Raw genomic sequence first — 15,582 nt, 5'->3', positions numbered from 1 at the left:
CAGCGGCTTAGAAAAGCGCCGCCAGAGTGTGCGGCGCAGCATGATTCTGAGAAGTGCTTATTTAATAAACAACCGGTTGACTATACTAAAGCCATTAGGGTAAAACACAGCGTTCATTCGCAGAGTGAAGAGTCAGGCGCTACGCGTCGGGCGATGTCGACAAACAACAGCGGTGCTTTATGCAAGTTTTTATCATGCGTCACGGCGATGCGGCTCTGGAAGCAGCCAGTGATTCAGTCAGGCCTTTAACCTTATGTGGCTGCAATGAATCACGTCAGATGGCCAACTGGCTTAACAGCCAGACCCCGGACATTGAGCGTGTCCTGGTGAGTCCCTATTTACGCGCGCAGCAAACGCTCGCGACCGTGCGTGAAGCCTTTCCCCTGCCGGAAAGCCAGGACGTTCTGCCGGAATTAACGCCGGGCGGCGATCCGGAGATGGTCGGGTGCTATCTGCAGGCCCTGGCGAATGAAGGGGTGAAATCGGCTCTGGTGATCTCACATTTACCGTTGGTGGGGTATTTAGTCTCTGAACTGTGCCCGCAGGAAGCACCGCCAATGTTTGCCACTTCCGCTATTGCCTGCGTGGAATTCGATCCCGCGGCGAGTGCCGGTAAACTGCTGTGGCAGGTCAGTCCCAAAAAGCTGGCTAAAGCAATCTGACGTCTGTGGGCCGATCATTCCGGCCCCTCTCAGGGCAATTCAGGCGGTTGCCACTCCTCAATCTCAATCAAAACCAGCAGCGCGGCGTCACCGCCGAACATTTTGGGTGCCTGATGAAAAGCCATCACCCACGGATGCTGGGCCAGCCACAGCGGCGTCTGCTGCTTCAGAATATGCTTTCCATGACCGGTCATGACGCTGGCGCAGAACAGATGTTCACGGCGGCAGGCGGCGATCAGTGCTCCCAGCTCCTGCTTGGCCTGCTGCTGCGTTAAGCCGTGCAGATCGAGGAAAATCTCTGGCGTATAGTCGCCACGACGTAATTTTTTCAGCTCAAAATGGCTGACATCGGCGCGCACATAACGGGTGGCACCTTCCGTTGAGAGCAGCGGCTGAAACTCATCCGAAAAGTAATGACTGTTGTCCGCCTGCTCTGAAAGCAGACGCTTTACCGGGATCTGGCGGGTTTTAACCGGCGCTTTGTGGACAAACGTGTCCTGTTTCAACTGGCGTGTCCCCGTCATTAACTGGCGAAACAGCGCCTGGTCATCCGGGCTTAGTGGTGTTTTTTTACTCATGGCAGGTCAGTCATATCAGAAAAGGCTGTCACACAGCAGAGCCGATACCTTACCGTTAAGCGTCATTAAATGTCAGCTTTTTCACCTCGCTGCGCTGAATTCTCCCCGGCTTCATGGCACACTACTGGCCGATTTAGCAAAAGGCCTGCGGAGGGCTACGTGGACAAAATTTTCGTCGATGAGGCAGTGAACGAACTGCACACCATTCAGGACATGCTGCGCTGGGCGGTCAGCCGCTTTTCCGCTGCCGGAATCTGGTACGGACATGGCACAGACAATCCCTGGGACGAAGCCGTTCAACTGGTCCTGCCGTCACTCTGGCTGCCGCTGGATATTCCTGAAGATATGCGCAATGCGCGTCTGACCGCCAGCGAACGTCTTCTGATCGTCGAGCGCGTCATTCGTCGCGTTAACGAGCGCATTCCGGTCGCCTATCTGACCAATAAAGCCTGGTTCTGCGGCCACGAGTTCTTTGTTGATGAGCGCGTGCTGGTGCCGCGTTCACCGATTGGCGAACTGATTGAGAACCGCTTTGCCGGTCTGGTCAGCACGCCACCCCATCATATTCTGGATATGTGTACCGGCAGCGGCTGTATCGCGATTGCCTGCGCCTATGCCTTCCCGGAAGCGGAAGTGGATGCGGTGGATATCTCCACCGGTGCGCTGGCGGTTGCCGAGCAGAACATTGAAGAACATGGCCTGATTCATCAGGTTACGCCGATTCGCGCTGACCTGTTCCGCGAATTGCCACCGCTGAAATATGATCTTATCGTCACCAATCCACCGTATGTTGATGCGGAAGATATGGATGATCTGCCGAACGAATATCGCCACGAACCAGAGCTGGGGCTGGCGGCAGGCAGCGACGGCCTGAAGCTGGTGCGTCGCATTCTGGCCTGTGCACCGGATTATCTCAGCGAGCAGGGCGTCCTGGTCTGCGAAGTGGGTAACAGTATGGTGCACATGATCGAGCAGTATCCCGATGTGCCCTTTACCTGGCTGGAATTCGACAACGGCGGTGACGGCGTCTTTACGCTGACGCGCCAGCAGATTGTCGACGCACAACACCATTTCTCTTTTTACAAAGACTAAAAATGGGGCGAAGCATCGCCCGCGGAACCCTGAGAAGGAAATAGCATGGCCGGAAACAGCATCGGGCAATTTTTTCGAGTAACGACCTTTGGCGAGTCCCATGGGCTTGCGCTGGGCTGTATCGTTGACGGCGTGCCGCCAGGCATTCCGCTGACCGAAGCGGATATTCAGCATGATCTTGATCGCCGCCGCCCTGGCACATCGCGCTATACCACGCAGCGCCGCGAGCCGGATCAGGTGAAAATTTTGTCCGGTGTGTTTGAGGGGGTGACCACCGGCACCTCGATTGGCCTGCTGATTGAGAACACCGATCAGCGTTCGCAGGATTACGGCGCTATCAAAGATCTCTTCCGTCCGGGCCATGCTGATTACACCTACGAGCAGAAATATGGTCAGCGTGACTATCGTGGCGGTGGCCGCTCGTCGGCGCGCGAAACCGCGATGCGCGTGGCGGCCGGTGCGATAGCCAAGAAATACCTGCAGATGAAACACGGTGTGGTGGTGCGCGGCTATCTGTCACAGATTGGTGACATCGCCTGTGAGCTGAAAGACTGGAGCATCGTGGAAGAGAACCCCTTCTTCTGCCCGGATGCGGACAAGCTGGAGGCGCTGGATGAACTGATGCGCGGCCTGAAAAAAGAGGGCGACTCCATTGGCGCTAAAGTCACAGTCATGGCAGATCACGTGCCGCCAGGCCTGGGCGAGCCGGTATTTGACCGACTGGATGCCGATCTGGCGCATGCGCTGATGAGCATCAATGCCGTTAAAGGCGTTGAAATCGGTGACGGCTTTGCGGTGGTTAACCAGCGCGGCAGTCAGCATCGCGACGAGATCCGCCACGATGGTTTCCAGAGCAACCACGCCGGGGGCATTCTGGGCGGTATCAGCAGCGGCCAGACCATCAGCGCCAATCTGGCGATGAAACCGACCTCCAGCATCACCGTGCCGGGTAAAACCATTACCCGCGACGGCGAAGAAGTGGAGATGATCACTAAAGGCCGCCACGATCCCTGCGTCGGGATCCGCGCAGTGCCGATCGCCGAGGCGATGATGGCGATCGTCCTGATGGATCATCTGCTGCGCCAGCGGGCGCAGAACGGTGACGTTAACAGCTCCGTACCGCGCTGGTGATGCCATGAAGGCTCTTCTGCTTACCCTGAGTGCGCTGTTAATCAGCGCCTCCAGCCTGGCGGCGACGCCGTGGCAACGCATCCAGCAGCCGATCACCGGCGCACCGCAGTCAATTGGCGGCTTTGCCAACGGCTGTATTGTTGGCGCCGAGGCGCTGCCGCTGAATTCACCGCACTATCAGGTGATGCGTCAGGATCAGCGGCGCTACTTTGGTCATCCCGATCTGATTCAGTTTATTCAGCGGCTCAGTACGCAGGTGCATAACCTGCAACTGGGCAACGTGCTGATTGGTGACATGGGCATGGCAGCAGGCGGACGTTTCAGCAGCGGTCACGCCAGTCATCAGACCGGGCTGGATGTCGATATCTGGCTGCAACTGCCGAAAACCCGCTGGAGCGCCCAGCAACTGCTGAAGCCGCAGCCGCTCGATCTGGTCGGGCCGGGTGACAAAAATGTGATTGCGCGTCACTGGCAGCCGGAAATTGATAGCCTGATTAAACTGGCCGCCAAAGATGATGATGTGACACGCATCTTCGTCAATCCGGCGATTAAAAAGCAGCTTTGTGCCGATGCAGGTAACGATCGTGACTGGCTGCGTAAAGTGCGCCCGTGGTTTGCTCACCGGGCCCATATGCATGTGCGCCTGCGCTGCCCGGCGGGCAGCATTGGCTGTGAAGATCAGCCCGCACCGCCTGCTGGCGATGGCTGTGGCGCAGAGCTGCAGAGCTGGTTCCTGCCGAAACAGCCTGGTTCGGGCGCGCCGGTGAAACGTGAGCCGCCGCCATTACCGCCTGCCTGTCAGGCCCTGCTGGATAAACATCTACTGTAAGGGATTCCATGGATTGGTTTGTGGTCAGCCCGCTGCTCGTCGGGCTGCTGTTTTTAATCGCCATGCTCGCCGGTTTTATTGATTCAATCGCGGGTGGCGGGGGATTACTTACGGTACCTTCGTTGCTGGCGGCGGGCCTCTCTCCGGCCCAGGCGCTGGCGACCAATAAACTGCAATCGGTCGGTGGATCGTTTTCCGCCAGTCTCTACTTTATCCGGCGTGGTGCGGTCAATCTGAATGAACAGTGGCTGAACATTGCCATGACGCTGCTGGGTTCCGTGCTGGGCGCGATACTGATTCAGCGCCTGCAGGCGGATTTCCTGCGCCAGATGCTGCCGCTGTTTTTAATCGCTATCGGTCTGTGGTTCCTGCTGATGCCGCGCCTCGGCGAAGTGGATCAGGCGCGTCGCCTGCATGGTCTGGCCTATGCGCTGGTCGGCGGCGGGGCTGTGGGATTCTATGACGGATTTTTCGGACCGGGCGCAGGCTCTTTTTATGCGCTGGCTTTCGTCACGCTCTGCGGCTACAACCTTGCCAAAGCGACCGCCCATGCTAAGGTCCTCAATTTCACCTCGAACCTCGGCAGCCTGCTGTTCTTTATGTTCGGCGGCAAAGTGGTGTGGGGAACCGGCCTGATCATGATGCTCGGCGCTTTCTGCGGCGCGCGTCTGGGCGCAAGACTGGTGCTGAGCCGCGGACAGAAGCTGATCCGCCCGATGGTGGTGATTGTGTCTGCCGTCATGAGCATTAAATTACTGTGGGACAGCCATGGCAGCGCCGTTATGGCCTGGCTTGCCACGCTGCAATCGTAACCTAAAACCTGATACCGTCATGAACCCGACACATCATTATGAACAGCTGATCACGCTGTTTGATCGCTGTTTCAGCGATGAATTTCAGACCCGTCTAATTAAAGGCGATGATGAACCGATCTATCTTCCTGCTGATGCCGAATCGCCGTGGAATCGTGTTGTCTTTGCTCACGGCTTCTACGCCAGCGCCCTGCATGAGATCTCTCACTGGTGCATCGCCGGTGAAGCGCGCCGCAAACTGGTCGATTTTGGCTACTGGTACTGTCCGGATGGCCGCGATGCGCTGACCCAGAGTCAGTTTGAAGCGGTGGAAGTGAAGCCACAGGCGCTGGAATGGATGTTTTGTACGGCGGCAGGCTTTCCCTTCAACGTGAGTTGTGACAATCTCGACGGAGATTGTGAGCCGGATCGCATTGCGTTCCAGCGTAAAGTGCATGCTCAGGTCATGAGCTATCTGACGTCGGGCATTCCCGACCGTCCCGCGCGTTTTATTACCGCCCTGGCGGAATTTTATGGCAGGCCTTCATTAACAGCATCGCAGTTTCCCTGGCCGGACGATCTGTGATGCAGAAAGGCATTATTAAAAGAGGAATTGAGATGATCGCAGAATTTGAAGCGCGTATTCTGGCCCTGATTGACGACATGGTCGAGCATGCCAGTGACGATGAGCTGTTCGCCAGCGGTTATCTGCGCGGGCATCTGACACTGGCCGTCGCTGAAGTGGAGCAACTGGGCGAACATACGCCAGAAGCGCTGCAGATTCAGGTGAGCCGCAGTCTGCAAAATGCCATAGCTGCCGGAGAACTCTCGCCGCGCGATCAGGCATTAGTGGTCGGGATGTGGGATAACCTGTTTGTTCAGGCACGCCAGCTCTCCGCGTAATGGTGCAGGGCGGCATGCCGCCCTTAGCGTCCGCTAAACGGCTTTTCCCTTCAGTAATTTCCTTACCCAGTAACGATTCGGATTGAGTGCTGCCAGGGTACTGGCATCCAGAGGCTGCGGCTCGCCCGCCAGCTGAGCTGCCAGCACTTCGGCCGCCAGCGGCGCACTGCACAGGCCGCGCGATCCCAGCGCCCCAAACAGATACAAGCCCGCAAGATCGGGTGCGTCAGCGATATCGCCGCCTGCTGCCTGCTGTGCCGGTAAATCAGCATACTGCGCCAGCGTAGCAGCATAATCCGGCACGCCGCCCACCATCGGCAGGTGATCCCGGGTAGCGCAGCGCACCCCCATTCTTGCCTCTCCGTCACTGACATCCACCGTTTCGGCCCAGTTGCTGTCAGGCAGGCAATGCAGCAGGCGGCTGCGGTTCTCCTGCTGATCCTCTTCCCGATACGCGGTTGCGGTATCGCCACGGTGATAGCTGGCCCCGATACAGTGCGTACCAAACTGCGGGCTGACAGGGGTCAGATAGCCGTCGTAACAGAGCACCGTTTGCAGCGCGTTGAGGCCGGGCGTGGAGGGAACATGGCTAACCTGACCGGCCACCGGATAGGTCGGCAGCGGGGCGCTTTGCGCAAAGTCGGCAATCGCATGACCGTTTGCCAGTACGACGGTCGGATGACGCACCGCCGGACGATCGCTGAACGTCAGCGTCCAGTGATCATCCTCCCGGGAAAGCGTGCTCACCCGGTGCAGCCAGTGAATGCGCAATCCCTGGGTCTCGCCATGCGCCAGCATCGCGGTGGTCAGCTCTGCCGGTGAGAGCCAGCCGCCTTGCGGATAGAAAATGCCGCCACAGCCATGTTTAACATTCGCCAGTTTCTCTGCCTCTGCCACATCGACACCACAGGCGATGGTTTCAGGCAGATCCATCGCCAGCATCTGATCGATCTTCTTACGGCTTTTCTCATCCCAGCCCAGCTGCAGCACCCCGCTCCAGTGATGCTCATAGGTGACGGTTAGTTGATCATAGAGCCGCCGGGCAAAGCTGAAGGCCGAGGGGAAAAAAGTGGCAAGCGCCGGGTCGTGCTGATTGAGCAGCGGATAGAGCGCTCCCTGACGATTGCCGGATGCGCCCAGCGCGGGCGCCTCATCGGCGCAATAAAGTGTTACCCGCCAGCCGCGACGCAGCAGTGCCAGCGCCAGGGTGGCACTGGCGACGCCACCGCCAATCAGGGCCACATCACGCTGCTCCGCAGCCTGACGATGATACCAGGGCTGCGCGGCGGGCAGCGCAGGCGCATCCTGCAACGGCCCGCATAGCATTTCGCGCTTCGGGCCAAATCCTTTGCGGCGAATGACCGCAAAGCCCGCCTGCTGCAGACCGCGCCGGACAATACCTGCAGCCGTAAAAGTCGCGAAGGTCCCCTGCGGCCGCGCCAGTTTTGCCATCATGCCGAACAGCTCCGGCGTCCACATATCCGGGTTCTTTGAGGGCGCGAACCCATCCAGGAACCAGGCATCCACCTGACGATTCAGGCTCTCATCCAACTGACCCATCAGCAGGTTAATATCGCCCAGCCACAGGTCGAGCGTGATGCTGCCGCCATCAAACAGCAGACGCTGACAGCCGGGCAGGGCAGCGGGCCACTGCGCCTGCAGCGCCTCCGCCCAGGGGGCCAGTTCGGGCCAGTGCTGCTGCGCTGCGGTTAAATCTTCACGGGTTAACGGAAATTTCTCAAAGCTGATGAAATGCAGACGTTTTAAAGTGGCGTCGGGCTGTTCGCGCTGAAACGCATCGAACGCCTGCCACAGCGTCAGGAAATTGAGACCGGTGCCAAAACCGCTCTCCGCCACGATCAGCAGATCGCGCGTATGCTCAGCAAAACGCTGGGGAAAACCGTTGCCGCCAAGGAAGACATAGCGTGTCTCTTCCAGACCGTTGTCATTAGAGAAATAGACATCGCCAAACGCTCGGGAAACAGGTGTACTCTGTTCATTCCAGTTTAGCTTTGCATGTTCAACCGGGGTCAATTTCACGGTAAAGGCTCGTTTTTCAGGCAGTGGCGCGATTCTAGCGACCCGCGTGACATGACGCAAATTTACAAAAGGAAATAGCTGATCGGACTTGTTCGGCGTACAAGTGTACGCTAGAGTGCATGCCAATTAAGAAGAAGTGGATGAGGAAGATTGAATGAAACGTGCTGTGATTACTGGCTTAGGGATCGTTTCCAGTATTGGTAATAACCAGCAGGAGGTGCTGTCATCTCTGCGTGAAGGACGCTCTGGCATCACCTTTTCTGAAGAGATGAAAGATTCCGGCATGCGTAGTCACGTCTGGGGTAACGTTAAATTAGATACCACCGGCCTCATCGATCGCAAAGTTGTGCGCTTTATGAGTGATGCGTCCATCTATGCTTATCTTTCCATGGAAGAAGCGATTAAAGATTCTGGCCTCAGCGCTGAAGCGTATCAGAGCAACCCACGTGTGGGTCTGATTGCGGGTTCAGGCGGCGGCTCCCCTCGTTTCCAGGTATTTGGTGCTGATGCAATGCGCAGCCCACGCGGCCTGAAAGCGGTTGGCCCTTATGTGGTCACCAAAGCGATGGCCTCTGGCGTCTCTGCCTGCCTCGCAACGCCATTCAAAATTCATGGCGTAAACTACTCGATTAGCTCAGCCTGTGCCACCTCTGCGCACTGTATCGGTAACGCCGTTGAGCAGATCCAGCTTGGCAAACAGGATATCGTTTTCGCAGGTGGCGGCGAAGAGCTGTGCTGGGAAATGGCCTGTGAGTTCGACGCCATGGGCGCGCTCTCTACCCGTTACAACGACACGCCTGAAAAAGCGTCACGCACTTATGACAATGAGCGCGACGGCTTTGTTATCGCCGGTGGCGGTGGCATGGTAGTCGTTGAAGAGCTGGAGCATGCGCTGGCACGTGGTGCGCATATCTATGCCGAAATCGTCGGTTATGGTGCCACTTCAGACGGTGCAGACATGGTTGCTCCATCAGGTGAAGGCGCAGTGCGCTGCATGAAGATGGCGATGCACGGTGTCGATACCCCAATTGACTATCTGAACAGTCACGGAACCTCTACCCCGGTGGGTGATGTGAAAGAGCTGGGTGCGATTCGTGAAGTGTTTGGCGATAACACGCCATACATCTCAGCAACGAAAGCGATGACTGGCCACTCTCTGGGTGCGGCTGGCGTGCAGGAAGCGATCTACTCGCTGCTGATGCTGGAGCATGGCTTTATCGCGCCAAGCATCAACATCACCTCGCTTGACGCGGCAGCAACCGGTATGAACATCGTCACTGAGCCGATGGAAAAAGAGCTGACTACCGTGATGTCTAACAGCTTTGGTTTTGGCGGCACCAACGCCACGCTGACCATGCGTAAATATCAGGCGTAATTATTACGTCAGCACTCTGAAGGGCCGGCTTGCCGGCCCTTTTTGTTTTACAGCCCATCCGCGTTACCTCGTTCAACCCTCCGTTTTAGCCCTCCCGCTGCAGCAGCCGCAGCAATGTATCGCATCCTGCCACAATCTCGTCAGGCGTCAGTGCGGCAAAGCCCAGCATCCAGCCCTGCTGAGACGAAGGCCCGGCATAGAGCGGGCTCAGACGCGGCAGCAGCAGACCCTGTTGAGCCGCCAGTGCGGTTAATCGCGCTTCATCCTGTTGCAGTCTGACAGTTACCTGTAACCCGCCGCCGCTGGCAATCGGCGTGATCCACGGCGACAGTTGCTGAGCGATTAGCGTTAGCAGCAGATCGCGACGGCTACGATAGAGCTGACGCATCAGCCGCAGATGGCTGGCGAAATGTCCCTGTTGCAGAAAGGCGGCGGTGACAGCCTGCGGCAGCAGGGCGCTGTGTCCATCCAGCACGCTGCGTGCCTGGCCTATGGGGGTAATCAGCGCGGGCGGGACCACCATCCAGGCCAGCCGCAGTGAGGGAAACAGCGACTTCGAGAAGGTACCCAGCGTAATCACCCGCTGATGGCCATCCAGTCCCTGTAGCGCAGGGATAGGGCGTTCGTCGTAGTGAAATTCGCTGTCATAATCGTCTTCGATCAGCCAGCACCGGTTATACTGCGCCCAGTCCAGCCACGCCAGGCGTCGCGTCAGGCTCAGCGTCACGCCGCCAGGATAATGATGCGATGGCGTCAGGTACATCAGCTTTGCACTGCCGCTGGCGGGGATGGCACCTTCGGCATCGACCCCAATCCCGCGCACCTGTGCGCCGGCAGCCAGAAAGGCGTTACGCGCACCAGGATAGCCCGGCTCCTCCATCCATACCTCATCACCGGGATCGACGAACATCATTGCCAGTAACTGCAGTGCCTGTTGTGAACTGGTCAGAATGATCACCTGTTCCGGCTGGCATACCACGCCCCGGGAAAGCGCCAGATAATCCGCGAGTGCGCTGCGTAACGGCAGGTAGCCGCAGGGATCGCCATATCCCATTGCGGCGCTCCCCAGTGAACGCTGCACGCTGCTGCCGAGGCGTCGCCAGGTGTCGTGGGGAAAAGCGCGTAACTCCGGTGAACCGGCGGCGAACGCATGAGGAAAAGGGGGATCCTGACAGCCACCGGTTGCCAGTACCTGCTGGCCCCGCGCCGAGAAACGGACGGGCTGAGGCCGGGCAGGTAATGATGATGAGTGGGTGGGGATGATGATGGCAACAAAAGTACCGCGACCGGTCTCGCGTCGCAGATAGCCTTCACTCTCCAGCTGTCCGTAGGCCGCTTCCACTGTCACACGTGACAGACGCAGATCCTGCGCCAGCTGCCGACTGGACGGCAACTGCTGACCAGCATGCAGATGGTGCCGGTTGATCGCCAGTCGCAAAGTAGAGCAGAGCCGCTCGCGCACGCCACCACTGGTCTGATGCTGGAAAAGTTGTAGTAACGGAGCAGACATATGGGTCTTATACCTGATGGAGAATGGGTATCAGTAAGCAGTCCACTTTGCCGTAAACTGCAGACTCACCACAACAGGAGAATCACTATGTCATCGGTTTTACGCATTCCGGCCGCCACCCCACAGCAAAGCCACGACTATCTGCAGGCAAAACTCGCTTTTTACACCGATGCCTGGGATCTGGCGGAAGATCTGGAGCGGCAAATCCCGGATATCGTGGTAATCGATGCTCGCGCGCCGGAGGCTTATCGCGACGGGCATATTTGCGGCGCGATAAGCTTTCCGCATCGCGAGATGGATGCCACTACCACGGCCCGGCTCGAGCGCAGCAAAGTTTATGTCACGTATTGTGACGGCATTGGCTGTAACGGCTCGACGAAAGCGGCCTGGAAACTGGCTTCGCTGGGATTTCAGGTGAAGGAGTTGATTGGCGGGCTGGATTTCTGGAAACGTGACGGTCATCCGCTGACCTGGGGTGATGCTCCGGGTGAATGGCCAGTCGCCGCGCCCAAAGCATTCTGTGGCTGTTAACTCAGAGGACCAGCCAGAGTAAAAGGGTGATGACGACCAGTGCGACAAAGAAACCCAGCAGGGGGCGCTCTGCCAGAGGCTGAATCGCGGGCGGCAGCGAGGCGACAAAGGGCGACCAGATCGGCTGCGGTTTAATCTCGCTGGCAGCCAGCGGCTGTTCGAGAAGTTTTTCTGCCCGGTCGGCGCGACGGCTGAACAGGAAGTTCAGCAGATCCTGGGTCTGCGTTACGGTGAGCACCGTCTGTGGTGTCGCCTGAAAACGCTGCTGGCTATAGTCCTCCAGTTGCTGCCGCTCCTGCTGATCAAGCGGCTGTTTCAGGGACGCTTCCAGCAATTGCAGCGTCGGTGCGCTGTGCTGACTCAGCGTCTGACGCACCTGCAGATACTGGGTCAGCAGCGGGAAGTGGCGCGACGGGATGGGATCACCGCTGGTCAGATTGACCAGTTTCAGCGCAGCCGTCCACAGCTTACCGGTGGATTCGCCAGTGGCAGCGGCCAGGCGTACCACCTGCTGATTCAGCGTATGGTGCTCGGCAGGCAGCAGCGTGCGATCGCTGACGCGGATCTGCTGCGGCTGAGGAATCGTCATCTGCCCGTTCTGCAGCATCGTCAGCACCTGGCGCAGCTGATCCTGGCTCAGCGCGCTCAGTACGGTCTGACCAAATTGCTGACGGATAAAATCGCTGACGGCCTGACGGTTATTCCCTTTCGGCAGCAGATCGGTGAGCTGGGTCATCAGCTGGCGTGTGGCATGCCCATTTTGCGTCTGCGTAAGGCGGCCATTAAGGTACTGTTCCGCTGCCGGAAAATGACGCGACTGCAACTCCGCTTCACTCTTTACGCCCACTTCATGGCGTACACCCGCCCACAGTTCAGGCGCTTTAAGATTACTGAGCGATGAGATACGCACGATCAGGCGTTCTAACGTCGTGCGCTGCGCAGGGGATAGGGGCTGTTCACCGGCCACTGAACCGTGACGCGTTACGCCAGTTTGTGGATTGACAGATGAACGATCGCCGACCGGCACACCGGGGCCGCTGAGTGGTTGCATGGCGGATTCCTTGGGAAAACAGAACAGCGTGAGGTGCGCCGGAAAATGAATAGGCCATGATAGCAAAAGCCCCCGGGAAATCCCACGGGGGCGCACGCGTTTCGGCGGGAGATTTACTCTTCTGCCAGCTTCAGACGATGACGACGCCAGCGTTTCCAGACTGGCGGCACGACCAGCACGGCAATCGCCAGCACCAGCAGTACTTTGCAAATCAGGCTTTCCCACAGGATGACCATATTCCCGTTGCTGATCGACAGCGCACGACGCAGGTTCTGCTCCAGCATTTCACCCAGCACAAAGCCCAGAATCAATGGCGACATCGGAAAATCCATCTTACGCAGGATATAGCCGAAGATTCCCAGCCCGACCATCAACAGCAGATCGAAGGTAGTGCTGTGTACCGCGTAAACACCAACGGCCGAGATGGCGGCGATTGCCGGTACCAGGAACCAGAGTGGAATGGTCAGCATACGGGCGAAAACGTTGATCATCGGGATATTCATGATCAACAGCATCACGTTGCCGATTAACAGAGCGGCAATCAGACCCCAGACGATATCAGGCTGTTCAACAAACATCGCCGGTCCCGGCGTGATGTTATACAACGTCAACGCGCCGACCATCACCGCAGTCGTGCCCGAGCCGGGGATCCCCAGCGTCAGCATCGGGATAAAGGATCCACAGGCGGAAGCGTTGTTTGCTGCTTCCGGCGCAGCCACACCGCGAATATCGCCTTTACCAAATTGATCGCTGCCGCTGATCTTCTTCTCGGTCATATAGGCGATGGCGCTGGCAATGGTTGCACCGGCACCCGGCAGTACCCCGACGAAGAAACCAATGAAAGAGGAACGCAGCGTGGCGCCGGTCACCATTGCCGCTTCTTTCATATTGAACATCATGCGTCCGCTGGCCCGAACCGCTTTCTGCCCGCCGCTGGTCGACTCCAGCATCAGCAGAATTTCACTGACCGAGAACAGGCCAATCACCACCACCACAAACTGAATGCCGTCGGAAAGATGAACGCTGTTAAAGGTAAAGCGGTAGACGCCGGTATTGGCATCAACGCCCACCGTGGCCATTCCCAGCCCAATCAGCGCGGCGAGGAACGATTTCAGCGGATTATGGCTCATCATGCTGCCAAGACAGGCTATAGCGAACACCATCAGGGCAAAATATTCTGCCGGACCAAAGGCCAGCGACCAGCTTGCCAGCAGCGGAGCGAACAGAATAATGCCGATAATGGCAATCGTAGAACCGATAAAGGAGCTGACCGCCGAAATCGACAGAGCGACGCCCGCCTTGCCCTGTTGTGCCATCGGATAGCCATCCAGCGCGGTCATGATTGCGCCGGCGTCACCGGGTACGTTAAGCAGGATAGAGGAGATGCGTCCGCCATATTCACAACCGATGTAGACCGTTGCCAGCAGAATCAGCGCAGATTCCGCCGGTAAGTGCAGCGCAAAGGCCAGCGGCATCAGAATCGCCACGCCGTTAATCGGGCCAAGACCCGGCAGCAGGCCGACGATGGTGCCGATAAAGCAGCCAATCAGGGCAATCAGCAGGTTCTCTGGCGTCATGGCGACGGCAAAGCCCTGCATTAAAAAGGACCAGGTATCCATGATGCTCTCCTTAACTCAGCCAGCTGCCGACCGGAAGGGTCACTTCCAGCAGGCGATCAAAGGCGTAAAACAGCGTGCTGCCCATCACCAGCCCGGCCAGCGCTGCTGCCCACCAGCGCGCGCCAAACAGCAGACCGATACCGAAGGTCAGCAGGGTGGTGCAGATGGCAAAGCCCAGCGTTTCAAAAAACCAGCCATACAGCAGCATCATCAGCGCCAGCGCGACCAGCCGTTTCAGCGTGCTGCGTGAAGGCCAGTGAATGGTGTCGGGTTTACGGAACAGCATCAGCAGGGCACAGATCGCCATCAGGCCGAGAATCGCCATCGGGAAGGGCCGCGGCCCCACCGGCTCATAGCTGTATTCGCTCTGAATTTGCCAGGCCACCACCATGCCGCCAAGACAGAGCGCCAGCCACAGGCCCGCAAAAATACGATCGCTCATGATGTGCTCCTGTTATTTGGCCAGGCCAAATGATTTTGCCTGCTCACGGTAATCGGCCACCTGCTTTTTCACGTAGCTGTCGAGTTCCTGTCCGAACAGGTTGAATTCGAACAGGCCTCGCATATCACGCTGCTTTTTGAATTCCGGGGTATCCACCATTTTTTTGAAGGCCTGCTCCCACCACTGATAATCGGCGTCGCTGACTTTGGGTCCGAGGTAGTAGCCGCGAATAATCGGCCAGACGATATTGAAGCCTTGTTCTTTGGCGGTAGGTACCTGTGCCAGCTGGCCCGGCAGGCGCTGATCGGACATGACCGCCAGTACCCGCATTTTGCCGCCCTGCAGATGCGGTACCATTTCACTCATGTCGCCGGAGACCACCTGAATATGATTGCCGAGCAGTGCCGTCACCGGCTCTCCGCCGCCTTCAAAGGCGACATAGCGCATCTTGCGTGGATCGATACCGGCTTCCCGTGCCAGAAGCGCTGTTTTCATCCAGTCCTGGCTGCCGATAGAAGCCCCGGCTCCGACTACCACTTTGGTTGGATCCGCTTTCATCGCCGCCATCAGTTCACCGAGGTTTTTCCACGGCGCATCCTCACGGACTGCCACCATGCCGTAATCAGTGCCCACCGCTGCCAGCCACTTCACGTCATCAACTGAGTAGCGGCCAAATTTTCCCTGCGACAGATTCAGCAGCGAGCCGCCCGAGAAGGCGACTACCGTGCCGGCTTCAGCCGGGCGCTGGGCAATAATTGCGTTATAGGCAACCGCGCCGACGCCGCCGGGCATATAGGTGACGCGCATCGGCGTCTCAATCTGTTTGGTTTCCTGCAGCGAAACCTGCAACAACTTACAGGTGAGGTCAAAACCGCCACCCGGTTTGGCCGGTGCAATACATTCAGTACGACCTGGACCGTCGGCGGCGGTTGCAGCAGGCACCATCAGTGCCAGCAGAGCGGTAGTCAGGGCGGTATGGATTATTTTTTTCATCGTAGGCTCCATTCATTCTTCCAGAGTGTGATTGC

The 15,582-nt window shown here is 58.0% G+C and carries 16 protein-coding genes; 9 read left to right on the top strand and 7 right to left on the bottom strand.

Features of this window, described 5'->3' with window-relative positions:
- Positions 1–179: 179 nt before the first annotated feature.
- The gene (gene sixA, locus FOV68_RS05325) at positions 180–662 is read left to right on the top strand and encodes a phosphohistidine phosphatase SixA (protein ID WP_010257941.1); all 483 of its coding nucleotides are present in this window, start codon (positions 180–182) and stop codon (positions 660–662) included.
- 29 nt (positions 663–691) lie between these two features.
- Here the strand turns inward: sixA and smrB are convergent, their stop codons facing one another.
- Entirely contained in the window at positions 692–1,240 is a 549-nt protein-coding gene (gene smrB, locus FOV68_RS05320) for an endonuclease SmrB (RefSeq protein WP_031590577.1), read from the bottom strand.
- Positions 1,241–1,399: 159 nt separating this feature from the next.
- Here smrB and prmB point away from each other — a divergent pair, with 159 nt between their 5' ends.
- The 6 genes from prmB to FOV68_RS05290 are packed head-to-tail and all read left to right on the top strand — an operon-like array spanning position 1,400 to position 5,986.
- Positions 1,400–2,332, top strand: a complete 933-nt coding sequence (gene prmB / locus FOV68_RS05315) for a 50S ribosomal protein L3 N(5)-glutamine methyltransferase (RefSeq protein WP_039388414.1) — start codon at positions 1,400–1,402, stop codon at positions 2,330–2,332.
- Between the two features lie 45 nt (positions 2,333–2,377).
- Positions 2,378–3,463 (top strand): chorismate synthase, encoded by a 1,086-nt coding sequence (aroC, locus tag FOV68_RS05310; RefSeq protein ID WP_010257950.1) that lies wholly within the window; start codon positions 2,378–2,380, stop codon positions 3,461–3,463.
- Positions 3,464–3,467: 4 nt separating this feature from the next.
- Positions 3,468–4,292, top strand: a complete 825-nt coding sequence (mepA, locus tag FOV68_RS05305; RefSeq protein WP_010257953.1) for a penicillin-insensitive murein endopeptidase — start codon at positions 3,468–3,470, stop codon at positions 4,290–4,292.
- An 8-nt stretch (positions 4,293–4,300) separates the two neighbouring features.
- On the top strand, positions 4,301–5,104 hold the full coding sequence (locus tag FOV68_RS05300) for a sulfite exporter TauE/SafE family protein (protein WP_031590579.1): 804 nt from the start codon (positions 4,301–4,303) through the stop codon (positions 5,102–5,104).
- A 19-nt stretch (positions 5,105–5,123) separates the two neighbouring features.
- Positions 5,124–5,669, top strand: a complete 546-nt coding sequence (locus FOV68_RS05295) for an elongation factor P hydroxylase (protein WP_003854284.1) — start codon at positions 5,124–5,126, stop codon at positions 5,667–5,669.
- 32 nt (positions 5,670–5,701) lie between these two features.
- Positions 5,702–5,986 (top strand): YfcL family protein, encoded by a 285-nt coding sequence (locus FOV68_RS05290; protein ID WP_003854283.1) that lies wholly within the window; start codon positions 5,702–5,704, stop codon positions 5,984–5,986.
- 33 nt (positions 5,987–6,019) lie between these two features.
- Here the strand turns inward: FOV68_RS05290 and mnmC are convergent, their stop codons facing one another.
- Positions 6,020–8,026, bottom strand: a complete 2,007-nt coding sequence (gene mnmC / locus FOV68_RS05285) for a bifunctional tRNA (5-methylaminomethyl-2-thiouridine)(34)-methyltransferase MnmD/FAD-dependent 5-carboxymethylaminomethyl-2-thiouridine(34) oxidoreductase MnmC (RefSeq protein ID WP_143990430.1) — start codon at positions 8,024–8,026, stop codon at positions 6,020–6,022.
- A gap of 154 nt (positions 8,027–8,180) precedes the next feature.
- On the opposite strand from mnmC, the gene fabB reads away from it, so the two are divergent.
- Positions 8,181–9,401 carry a beta-ketoacyl-ACP synthase I gene (gene fabB, locus FOV68_RS05280; RefSeq protein ID WP_010257968.1) on the top strand — a complete coding sequence of 407 codons (1,221 nt, stop codon included), beginning with the start codon at positions 8,181–8,183 and terminating at the stop codon, positions 9,399–9,401.
- An 85-nt stretch (positions 9,402–9,486) separates the two neighbouring features.
- Here the strand turns inward: fabB and FOV68_RS05275 are convergent, their stop codons facing one another.
- Complete coding sequence (locus FOV68_RS05275; protein ID WP_115765265.1) at positions 9,487–10,911, bottom strand: PLP-dependent aminotransferase family protein; 1,425 nt, start codon at positions 10,909–10,911, stop codon at positions 9,487–9,489.
- 87 nt (positions 10,912–10,998) lie between these two features.
- Between FOV68_RS05275 and FOV68_RS05270 the strand changes: the two genes are divergently transcribed.
- Positions 10,999–11,442, top strand: a complete 444-nt coding sequence (locus FOV68_RS05270; RefSeq protein ID WP_143990429.1) for a rhodanese-like domain-containing protein — start codon at positions 10,999–11,001, stop codon at positions 11,440–11,442.
- 1 nt (position 11,443) lies between these two features.
- Here FOV68_RS05270 and flk read toward each other — a convergent pair whose 3' ends face one another.
- From flk to FOV68_RS05250, 4 genes are all read right to left on the bottom strand, one after another.
- Positions 11,444–12,493 carry a flagella biosynthesis regulator Flk gene (gene flk, locus FOV68_RS05265; RefSeq protein ID WP_010671443.1) on the bottom strand — a complete coding sequence of 350 codons (1,050 nt, stop codon included), beginning with the start codon at positions 12,491–12,493 and terminating at the stop codon, positions 11,444–11,446.
- Positions 12,494–12,606: 113 nt separating this feature from the next.
- Positions 12,607–14,112: a tripartite tricarboxylate transporter permease gene (locus FOV68_RS05260; RefSeq protein WP_109650864.1), complete on the bottom strand. Its 1,506-nt coding sequence runs from the start codon at positions 14,110–14,112 to the stop codon at positions 12,607–12,609.
- A gap of 10 nt (positions 14,113–14,122) precedes the next feature.
- Complete coding sequence (locus FOV68_RS05255) at positions 14,123–14,554, bottom strand: tripartite tricarboxylate transporter TctB family protein (RefSeq protein ID WP_039388427.1); 432 nt, start codon at positions 14,552–14,554, stop codon at positions 14,123–14,125.
- A 12-nt stretch (positions 14,555–14,566) separates the two neighbouring features.
- On the bottom strand, positions 14,567–15,547 hold the full coding sequence (locus FOV68_RS05250; protein WP_039388599.1) for a tripartite tricarboxylate transporter substrate binding protein: 981 nt from the start codon (positions 15,545–15,547) through the stop codon (positions 14,567–14,569).
- Between the last annotated feature and the right edge of the window lie 35 nt (positions 15,548–15,582).

The organism is Pantoea sp. paga (genome assembly GCF_007558755.1).
GTDB lineage: Bacteria > Pseudomonadota > Gammaproteobacteria > Enterobacterales > Enterobacteriaceae > Pantoea > Pantoea agglomerans.
This window is presented reverse-complemented; position numbering and strand designations above follow the sequence as displayed.

Coding starts and splice junctions, on each gene's coding strand:
- FOV68_RS05275 (WP_115765265.1), bottom strand. CDS start 10,911: ATGTCTGCTCCGTTACTACAACTTTTCCAGCATCAGACCAGTGGTGGC.
- FOV68_RS05250 (WP_039388599.1), bottom strand. CDS start 15,547: ATGAAAAAAATAATCCATACCGCCCTGACTACCGCTCTGCTGGCACTG.
- sixA (WP_010257941.1), top strand. CDS start 180: ATGCAAGTTTTTATCATGCGTCACGGCGATGCGGCTCTGGAAGCAGCC.
- mepA (WP_010257953.1), top strand. CDS start 3,468: ATGAAGGCTCTTCTGCTTACCCTGAGTGCGCTGTTAATCAGCGCCTCC.
- FOV68_RS05300 (WP_031590579.1), top strand. CDS start 4,301: ATGGATTGGTTTGTGGTCAGCCCGCTGCTCGTCGGGCTGCTGTTTTTA.
- FOV68_RS05270 (WP_143990429.1), top strand. CDS start 10,999: ATGTCATCGGTTTTACGCATTCCGGCCGCCACCCCACAGCAAAGCCAC.
- flk (WP_010671443.1), bottom strand. CDS start 12,493: ATGCAACCACTCAGCGGCCCCGGTGTGCCGGTCGGCGATCGTTCATCT.
- aroC (WP_010257950.1), top strand. CDS start 2,378: ATGGCCGGAAACAGCATCGGGCAATTTTTTCGAGTAACGACCTTTGGC.
- FOV68_RS05295 (WP_003854284.1), top strand. CDS start 5,124: ATGAACCCGACACATCATTATGAACAGCTGATCACGCTGTTTGATCGC.
- fabB (WP_010257968.1), top strand. CDS start 8,181: ATGAAACGTGCTGTGATTACTGGCTTAGGGATCGTTTCCAGTATTGGT.
- FOV68_RS05290 (WP_003854283.1), top strand. CDS start 5,702: ATGATCGCAGAATTTGAAGCGCGTATTCTGGCCCTGATTGACGACATG.
- FOV68_RS05260 (WP_109650864.1), bottom strand. CDS start 14,112: ATGGATACCTGGTCCTTTTTAATGCAGGGCTTTGCCGTCGCCATGACG.
- smrB (WP_031590577.1), bottom strand. CDS start 1,240: ATGAGTAAAAAAACACCACTAAGCCCGGATGACCAGGCGCTGTTTCGC.
- FOV68_RS05255 (WP_039388427.1), bottom strand. CDS start 14,554: ATGAGCGATCGTATTTTTGCGGGCCTGTGGCTGGCGCTCTGTCTTGGC.